Below are 6,173 nucleotides of genomic sequence, written 5' to 3'. Positions count from 1 at the left end.
GTTGTTGCGTAGTGCTTGGTGACCAGGACGGCTGGGGCACCAATAGGTTGTCAAAGGCCGAGTCGATTTTGGGGACTGGGATGTCCCAAAATCTATCACGAGGTCGAAGACACGCTTGAAAACATCGGGCACATCACGCCCATTCAGGCGCTTAAGGATTGGCACAAAAAACAACCGGAATTATTCAAAAAGAAAATCTATGATCTATCGGGACTTTACATGTACCGATGAGGACTATCTGGAGTTTCTGCGTCAGGCGCCGCAACTGGAGCAGATGCTGGTGAACGCCGATACCATTTTCTACAAGTACTGGTTCTCGGTCAGCCGCCAGGAACAGCTGCGCCGTTTTCATTCCCGTTATCACGATCCGCTCAAGCACTGGAAACTCAGTCCTATCGACCTGCAGTCTCTTGAAAAGTGGGATGATTACACCAATGCCCGCAAGGCGATGTTCTTCTATACCAATACGGCAGATGCGCCCTGGACCGTGGTGAAATCCGATGACAAGAAGCGTGCGCGTATCAACTGTCTGCGTGATTTCCTGTACAAACTGGATTATCCCAACAAGGATCACAACGTGGCACGTGCGCCGGATCCCCTGATCGTTGGCCCGGTATCAAAAGCCTATAATCTGTAACGGAGAAAGAACATGGCAAAGAAAGACAAGAAAGAGAAAAAGGAAAAAAAGAGCAAGAAGAAGGATAAGACCACAGTTGAATCCAAGCAGCTCAAAATGCTGGCCAAGCTGAAAAAGGCAATCAAGAAAGCCAAGAAGGCTGCTTCTGCCGCTCAGGAAGCCGCTGAAGAAGTGAGCAAAGTATTGAGCAAAGCGCATGCGGCCGCAAAAGATGTGGCAGTCAATGCGGAAAAGAGTGAAAAGAAGCAAATCGACCTGAAAAAGCAGCTTGCGGCAAAACTGAAGTATTCCGAAAAGCAGGCAAAGAAAGCAGCGGCAAAAGCCAAGGCCAGACGCTCGGCAGCGCGGCTGAAGAAAGCGGCAAAACAAACCCTCAAGAAGGCGAAAAAGGCAGAGAAGCAGAAAAAGACCAATGCCATGAAGGCCATGGAGAAAAAGGCTTTTGCCGATGCCAAGGCAGCAAAGGCTGCCAAGGCCAAGAAGAAGAGGAAAGCTCCCAAGAAGCCCACTGGCAAAAGGAGCAAAGCGAAGCTGTCTTCCAGGAAGCAGAAGAAAAAGCAGAAGCGCCGCGGGAAAAAGAAATAGCTTCCGTCTGAAAGAAAACCCTGAGAAGGGCCTGTCGAATGCTATTTGACAGGCCCGTTTTGTCAGGAATGGCTATAATGCGCTGATGTTTTATCCCCTGTCAGTCTGGATCGGCCTGCGTTACACGCGCGCTGAGCGCCGGAATCACTTCATTTCCTTCATTTCCTTTATCTCTACCATGGGGATCACCCTGGGTGTGATCGTGCTGATCACCGTGCTGTCTGTGATGAACGGGTTTCACAAAGAAGTACGTGAGCGCATTCTCGGTATGGCCTCTCATGCAGACATCAACGCCGTGGCCGGCGGAGGTATGGCGAACTGGCGGCAGGCTCTGGACAAAGCCAGGCAGCATCCGCGTGTGGTGGGAGCCGCGCCCTATGTGGAAGTCATGTCCATGCTGGTGCATGGCAAGAAAGTCAGTGGCGCACTGGTGCGCGGCATCGACATGGATCTGGAGCCCGAAGTGGTCGATGTGGGCGAACATATGGAAGCCGGATCTTTGAATGACCTGGTTCCTGGCAGCTTCAACATCATCCTGGGACGTGAACTGGCATATGCACTGCAGGTCCAGGTGGGAGACAAGGTCACCATGCTGGTGCCCAAATTCACATCCACACCTGCCGGAACCCTACCGAGAACCAAGCGTTTTGTTGTCAGTGGAATATTTCGCGTGGGGATGGGTGAGTATGACCGGGGTGTGGCCATGGTGAATATCAAGGATCTGGCCAGGTTGCTGCGCATGGGGGATGCGGTCTCAGGCATACGGCTCAAGCTGGATGATCTGTATGCCGCAACCCAGGTATCCAGGGAACTGGCGCTGCAGTTCAACGGGCTGTTCCGTGTGTCGGACTGGACGGATCAGCACCGCAATTTCTTCTCCGCCCTGAAGATGGAAAAACGCATGATGGGACTGCTGCTGTTCTTCATCGTGGTGATCGCCGCCTTCAATATCGTCGCCACTCTGGTGATGGTGGTGGTGGACAAGCGGGCCGACATTGCCATTCTCAAGACCTTCGGCGCCTCTCCGCAGCAGATCATGAACATCTTTATCGTACAGGGGTCCGTCATCGGTTTCGTTGGCACGATGGTAGGTGTTGCATTGGGTGTACTGCTGGCACTGAACGTGGAAACGGTCGTGGGCTGGATCGAATCCCTGTTCCACATGAAATTTATCGATCCCAGTGTTTACTACATCAGCATGTTGCCTTCGCAGGTGCGCTGGGAGGATGTTGTGCTTGTCGGGGCAGGTTCGTTCCTTTGCAGTTTCCTCATGACCCTGTATCCGGCCTGGAACGCCTACCGTACATTGCCGGCAGAGGCGCTGCGCTATGAATGAACCGGTGCTGGAAAGCAGAGGGCTGTACCGTACCTTCACCACCGGACCCGCGGAAGTGCCTGTGTTGCAGGGTGTGGATCTGCTTGTGCAGCCGGGAGAGCAGATCGGTATTCTGGGCGCTTCGGGGTCGGGCAAGAGCACGCTTTTACACTGTCTTGGAGGCCTGGATGATCCGGATGCCGGTGAGGTGCTTCTTAATGGAGAAGCCTTCAGCAGGCTGCCCGAGGCCAAACGTTGCCATCAGCGCAACCGCCACCTGGGATTCATCTACCAGTTTCATCATCTGCTGGCGGAATTCACGGCTCTCGAAAATGTGGCCATGCCGTTGCTGTTGCGCAAGACACCCATTGAGGCGGCACGTGAACTGGCGCGGGAGATGCTGGTGAAAGTCGGTCTGGAACAGCGTATCGAGCACAAGCCTTCCGAGCTGTCCGGCGGGGAACGTCAGCGTACTGCAGTTGCCAGGGCGCTGGTGTCGAGGCCGGGCTGTGTGCTCGCGGACGAGCCTACGGGAAATCTCGATCCGGGTACGGCGGCGGGTATCTATGAGCTGATGCTGGAGCTGAACCGGGAGCAGGGTACCAGCTTTATCATCGTCACCCACGATCCCGGGCTTGCCCGGCGCATGGACAGGGTGTTTCAGCTCGAAGACGGCTTGCTGCGCGCCTGCTGACGTTTCCTGTACTGGGAAACCACGTGCCAGCGCCAGTACATGCGCATGGTGATATATCCAAGGGCACCCAGCACCACGCCCACAACAACCGAGCCGACGTACAGAGGCTGCCAGATTTCTCCCATGCTGTGGGTAAACCACTCCAGTGACATTTCCATGTCTCTCAGGGGTTCCTGATGGGGCAGCAGCCAGGTGCCGACCAGATAGTTGAAATAAAAAATGGGTGGCATGGTCAGGGGATTGCTCAGCCAGACCAGGGCAACGGAAACCGGCAGGTTGACCCGGGCGGGAATGGCGGTGGCTGCAGCGGCGACCATCTGTAGCGGCATGGGGATCATGGCCCAGAACAACCCTACCGCGAAGGCGCCCGATACGGAGCGACGATTCAGATGCCAGAGGTTGGGGTCTGCCAGATACTTCCCAAATATCCTCATGTGCTTGTGTTCGCACAGTTTTTTCGGATCTGGCGTGTATTGTCTGAGCAGGTGCCGAGGCATGAATGAAATTTGGGGTGAAAACCACGCTGGTTGAATGGTTCATTCAAGCATGATCCGCGCGACTTGACCAGTGGAATTCAACATTGCATGCTTTAACCCGAAAAATCATGAATGACACGCGCCCTCGCTTGTTTATTGTTTCCACAAGAAATTTTCTTCAATTGCCCGTAATCATGGATACGGGACGCCTTCAGAAAATCCCTTGTGAAAACAGTATCCGGCGCGATCATCACGCGAATTCATGAAATTTCCAAGTTAGATCAACAAAAACCGGGATTTCGGTTTTCAACTGACGAATCACCACAGCCCAGGGAGGGATTGTGTTATTAATGGCTTTAGCAGTGGGATTTGCTATTGGTGCATTCGCATTTCAGCAGTTGCCTGTGTTTCCGGGCGAGGCGTGGTTTCTTCTGCTGTTCCCATTGCTCTGGTGCTTGCGGCGGTTTTCAGGGGCCGCCTGGTTGTGCGCCATATCTGGCGGTTTTTTCTGGGCACAGGTTCACGGGACTGTCACACAGCCCCAGCCCGTTCCCGACAGCCTGCTGCAGGATACAGTTGTGGCTTCGGGTGTCATTCAGGACATTCCCGACAGCAATGCCCGGCGGGCGCGGTTTTTCTTCGCAGTAAACGAGTTGCAGCAGGGGAACACGCGCTTGTCCGGCCACTGGCGCTTTCGCATTTCCTGGTACAAACAGGCACCGGCATTGACAGCAGGTGAGCGATGGACGTTGCCGTTGCGCCTGAAAAAGGCACACGGATACCACAATCCCGGAGGATTCGACTACGAAGGCTGGTTGTACTCACATGGCGTCATTTATACAGGCTATGTCGAAGGAGCGGGCCAGCAGGCTGGGCGCAGATTTTTCTCTCTGGACCGCCTGCGGCAGAAGCTGTCGGAAAGTATCGGGCAGAGTGGTATGTCCCGGCGGGCAGGAGCGGTGGCCAAAGCCCTGGTGGTCGGCGACCGTTCAGGTCTGACCCGGGAAGACCGGGCAGTATTTGCGGCGACCGGCACCAGCCATCTTATTGCCATTTCCGGCTTGCATATTGGCCTGATTGCGGCGATAGCATATTTTCTTGCCGGGTGGTTCTGGCGTCGCTTTCCCCTGTTGTGCGGCCGCTGGCCGTCCCGGGTGGCGGGAGCACCATTTGCCATGCTTGCGGCGCTGATCTACGCGGCCTTGGCGGGATTTTCCATCCCCACCCAGCGTGCCCTGATCATGTTGCTGATCGTCATGACAGGTGTCCTGCTGCGGCGTTCGGCCAATCCATCCCGCATTCTGGGTCTGGCGTTGTTTGCCGTGGTCCTGTGGGATCCGCTGTCTGTGGAGTCTGCGGGATTCTGGCTCTCCTTTGGTGCGGTAGCCGCCATCCTTTACCTCATCCCGCGGTTGGACGGACGCTTCCAGTGGCTGTGGTTGCAGGGCGGGATCGCGCTGGCCCTCGCGCCTGCTCTTGTGTGGAAGCATCTGCCAGTCTCGGCATTGTCTCCACTGGTCAACCTGGTGGTGATTCCGGTTTTCGGCCTGCTCATCGTTCCGCTATCCCTGTTTTCTGTCCTGCAGCTGGTCATATATCCTGAGATGGCGCAGTTGCCTGTCAGCGTCACAGGCTGGCTGCTCGACCGGATACTGGTGGCGCTTGACTACCTTTCCCAGTGGTCTCCCACCTTGCATTGGGGGTAGTGACCGGGTAGCTGCGATAACCGCCAACTTTTTTGGCAGGTGATTTTCCTACGGAAAATTGCGGTTTGAGGTTGGGTTTGCGAGGGTGAAACCGCAACTTTCTGCGCAAATGCCCTCAGCAGTGGTTATCATCCAGTTCAATCAGTCGCTTATTCATGTCTTCTGGATGCTCCCAATACACCTTTCCTTTCTTGGGTGCGATTTGTAGGGTTAAATGCTTGGCGATGTCGTCATCGTCACAGTCAGGTGCGCCAAGCACCCATACCGGATAGTCAGAAACGAAAGCTTCCAGCTCGAACTTTTTGCCAACGGTTTCCATTTCTTCACAAGCGTGTCTTCGGCCTCGTGATAGATTTTGGGACATCCCAGTCCCCAAAATCGACTCGGCCTTTGACAACCTATTTGTCCCCAGCCGTCCTGGTCACCAAGCACTACGCAACAACTTCGCAGGCTTGTTGCTGCTCCGCACTTGGCTCCCAATGACTGGACACCGCGTTTGGATGCCTACTTTGCTTCCCCTCTGGCGCTATGCGCACGACGGGTAAGCAGTGCGGCCTCGCGGCTACTGAGGACTACCAGCCCTCACTTCGCTCTCCATGGCTGGCAGCGACGGATGCAGATTCCCAGGAGAACACCAGCCTGGCAATTATCTGGTTGCACTTGGTGCAAGGAAATACCTTGTTTTCAAAGACTTCTGTTCCAGTGGAGACATTGTTTGGCGGGAAGGCATTGCGCCTTAAATGGGCTGGCTTTTTAGCCA

At 55.0% G+C, this 6,173-nt stretch carries 9 protein-coding genes; 7 read left to right on the top strand and 2 right to left on the bottom strand.

Features of this window, described 5'->3' with window-relative positions:
* Positions 1 to 199 precede the first annotated feature (199 nt).
* The 4 genes from ACOCD2_RS10630 to lolD all read left to right on the top strand — a co-directional run bounded on the left by ACOCD2_RS10630 (position 200) and on the right by lolD (position 3,231).
* Positions 200 to 637 carry a hypothetical protein gene (locus ACOCD2_RS10630; RefSeq protein ID WP_305800290.1) on the top strand — a complete coding sequence of 146 codons (438 nt, stop codon included), beginning with the start codon at positions 200 to 202 and terminating at the stop codon, positions 635 to 637.
* Positions 638 to 649: 12 nt separating this feature from the next.
* Positions 650 to 1,222 carry a hypothetical protein gene (locus tag ACOCD2_RS10625; protein ID WP_293647596.1) on the top strand — a complete coding sequence of 191 codons (573 nt, stop codon included), beginning with the start codon at positions 650 to 652 and terminating at the stop codon, positions 1,220 to 1,222.
* An 85-nt stretch (positions 1,223 to 1,307) separates the two neighbouring features.
* Complete coding sequence (locus tag ACOCD2_RS10620) at positions 1,308 to 2,558, top strand: lipoprotein-releasing ABC transporter permease subunit (RefSeq protein ID WP_293647594.1); 1,251 nt, start codon at positions 1,308 to 1,310, stop codon at positions 2,556 to 2,558.
* Positions 2,551 to 3,231 carry a lipoprotein-releasing ABC transporter ATP-binding protein LolD gene (gene lolD, locus ACOCD2_RS10615; protein ID WP_293647592.1) on the top strand — a complete coding sequence of 227 codons (681 nt, stop codon included), beginning with the start codon at positions 2,551 to 2,553 and terminating at the stop codon, positions 3,229 to 3,231. The genes ACOCD2_RS10620 and lolD overlap by 8 nt, the downstream gene beginning before the upstream one ends.
* On the opposite strand, the gene ACOCD2_RS10610 is transcribed toward lolD, so the two are convergent.
* Complete coding sequence (locus ACOCD2_RS10610) at positions 3,198 to 3,665, bottom strand: DUF2062 domain-containing protein (RefSeq protein WP_305800289.1); 468 nt, start codon at positions 3,663 to 3,665, stop codon at positions 3,198 to 3,200. The genes lolD and ACOCD2_RS10610 overlap by 34 nt on opposite strands.
* 392 nt (positions 3,666 to 4,057) lie before the next feature.
* On the opposite strand from ACOCD2_RS10610, the gene ACOCD2_RS10605 reads away from it, so the two are divergent.
* On the top strand, positions 4,058 to 5,413 hold the full coding sequence (locus ACOCD2_RS10605) for a ComEC/Rec2 family competence protein (RefSeq protein WP_293647588.1): 1,356 nt from the start codon (positions 4,058 to 4,060) through the stop codon (positions 5,411 to 5,413).
* 115 nt (positions 5,414 to 5,528) lie between these two features.
* Here ACOCD2_RS10605 and ACOCD2_RS10600 read toward each other — a convergent pair whose 3' ends face one another.
* Entirely contained in the window at positions 5,529 to 5,732 is a 204-nt protein-coding gene (locus ACOCD2_RS10600) for a hypothetical protein (RefSeq protein ID WP_293647586.1), read from the bottom strand.
* Between ACOCD2_RS10600 and ACOCD2_RS10595 the strand changes: the two genes are divergently transcribed.
* Positions 5,716 to 5,958 carry a hypothetical protein gene (locus ACOCD2_RS10595; protein ID WP_293672617.1) on the top strand — a complete coding sequence of 81 codons (243 nt, stop codon included), beginning with the start codon at positions 5,716 to 5,718 and terminating at the stop codon, positions 5,956 to 5,958. The genes ACOCD2_RS10600 and ACOCD2_RS10595 overlap by 17 nt on opposite strands.
* Positions 5,942 to 6,173: hypothetical protein (locus ACOCD2_RS10590; protein ID WP_419625696.1), on the top strand; the 232-nt coding region annotated here is incomplete at its 3' end. The genes ACOCD2_RS10595 and ACOCD2_RS10590, both read left to right, overlap by 17 nt.

Source organism: Thiolapillus sp. (assembly GCF_048562965.1).
GTDB lineage: Bacteria > Pseudomonadota > Gammaproteobacteria > Chromatiales > Chromatiaceae > Thiolapillus > Thiolapillus brandeum_A.
The sequence above is the reverse complement of the archived record's forward strand: the minus strand, read 5'-3'. Positions and strand labels throughout refer to the sequence as shown.

Coding starts and splice junctions, on each gene's coding strand:
- lolD (WP_293647592.1), top strand. CDS start 2,551: ATGAATGAACCGGTGCTGGAAAGCAGAGGGCTGTACCGTACCTTCACC.
- ACOCD2_RS10630 (WP_305800290.1), top strand. CDS start 200: ATGATCTATCGGGACTTTACATGTACCGATGAGGACTATCTGGAGTTT.
- ACOCD2_RS10605 (WP_293647588.1), top strand. CDS start 4,058: ATGGCTTTAGCAGTGGGATTTGCTATTGGTGCATTCGCATTTCAGCAG.
- ACOCD2_RS10600 (WP_293647586.1), bottom strand. CDS start 5,732: ATGGAAACCGTTGGCAAAAAGTTCGAGCTGGAAGCTTTCGTTTCTGAC.
- ACOCD2_RS10610 (WP_305800289.1), bottom strand. CDS start 3,665: ATGAGGATATTTGGGAAGTATCTGGCAGACCCCAACCTCTGGCATCTG.
- ACOCD2_RS10620 (WP_293647594.1), top strand. CDS start 1,308: ATGTTTTATCCCCTGTCAGTCTGGATCGGCCTGCGTTACACGCGCGCT.
- ACOCD2_RS10625 (WP_293647596.1), top strand. CDS start 650: ATGGCAAAGAAAGACAAGAAAGAGAAAAAGGAAAAAAAGAGCAAGAAG.